Source organism: Vibrio sp. B183, from assembly GCF_000740665.1.
In the GTDB taxonomy this organism is placed as follows: domain Bacteria; phylum Pseudomonadota; class Gammaproteobacteria; order Enterobacterales; family Vibrionaceae; genus Vibrio; species Vibrio coralliilyticus.
In genome coordinates this window covers 1-1,185 of record NZ_JPQB01000048.1, presented here as the reverse complement: position 1 = coordinate 1,185, position 1,185 = coordinate 1, and the positions used below count along the sequence as shown (strand labels likewise).

Below are 1,185 nucleotides of genomic sequence, written 5' to 3'. Positions count from 1 at the left end.
TCGGCTAACAAGGTTCTGCCCCGAAATGAGTTACGTCTAGTATTAATAACTAGGTAATCATCGGACTTTACAATACATTAATTAATGTGAAAGAAGACCGTATCTCGGTTACTCAAATAGACAGTAAGCACCCTTCACTGTGTTTTTAGATGCAGAAATCGAGATTATACCTCTCGAGCGTTTCTAGTACTACTTCGTTTTTGGTCACTTTTAAGTTTACTTACTGTTTTAGTTAAACATTTTATTGAACAAATTTTATTTTAGGAAGTATTGAGTCGCCACCATCGATGAATAGATCAGTTAACCTCTATCAATCTTAAGTAAATATCTCAAATTAAAAAAAAGATACCCTTGTTAATTCGATGCCTCCCCCCAATGTGTAAAGATAGAATAGGTGAAAATTTGTTCACCTATAGCCGGAGGGCATGCTCATGCTCCAACATAACCAACCTTCAGGTAACCCCTGGGGAGGAGGAAAACAAGATCCTCCTAATTTGAGTAAGGTATTTTATTCTATTCTCAATCACCTAAAGAAAATGCTTCCAGGCGGAAGGAATTCAAGCTTTTTTATCCCTCTTATTATTTTCTTTTTAACAATCATATTCTGGACGTGTTTTTACACGGTACCAAGCGATTCTGTTGCCGTGATACAACGCTTTGGCAAATATGTCCATATTGTTCCTGCAGGGCTTCATCTCAAGATGCCACTTGGCATTGATACGGCTGAAATCTTACCTGTGAAACGACAGCTAAAGCAGGAGTTTGGGTTCATAANNNGCGTGAAGTGGTGGGTGATAGAACTGTGGATGAAGTGATCACAATTGGTCGGCAAGAAATTGAGTCTGAAGCGCTCTCAAAAATGCAAGAGCTCGCTACAAAATATGCTTTAGGGATCAGAATTGACCAAGTTCAGTTAAAAAACATCAACCCTCCTCAACCTGTCCAGGCATCGTTTAATGAAGTGAACCAAGCCCAACAGGAGAAAGAAAAGCTCATAAACGAAGCTCGCCGAGATTACAACAAAGTGATCCCTTTAGCTTTAGGTGAAAAAGATCAACGGATCAGAGAAGCTGATGGTTATCGCTTAAAACGCATCAATGAAGCTAAGGGAGATACGGTTCGCTTCAATGCATTACTGTTCGAGTATGTTAAAGCCCCAGAAGTAACTAAACGCAGAATTTATTT

General features: G+C 39.1%; 2 protein-coding genes. Both read left to right on the top strand.

Annotated elements, in window-relative coordinates; translation table 11 throughout:
* Positions 1-425: 425 nt before the first annotated feature.
* Complete coding sequence (locus IX95_RS26455) at positions 426-815, top strand: protease modulator HflK N-terminal domain-containing protein (protein WP_152562079.1); 390 nt, start codon at positions 426-428, stop codon at positions 813-815.
* The coding region (gene hflK, locus IX95_RS25580) for a protease modulator HflK (RefSeq protein ID WP_235202670.1) at positions 803-1,185 on the top strand (383 nt) is incomplete at its 3' end. The genes IX95_RS26455 and hflK, both read left to right, overlap by 13 nt.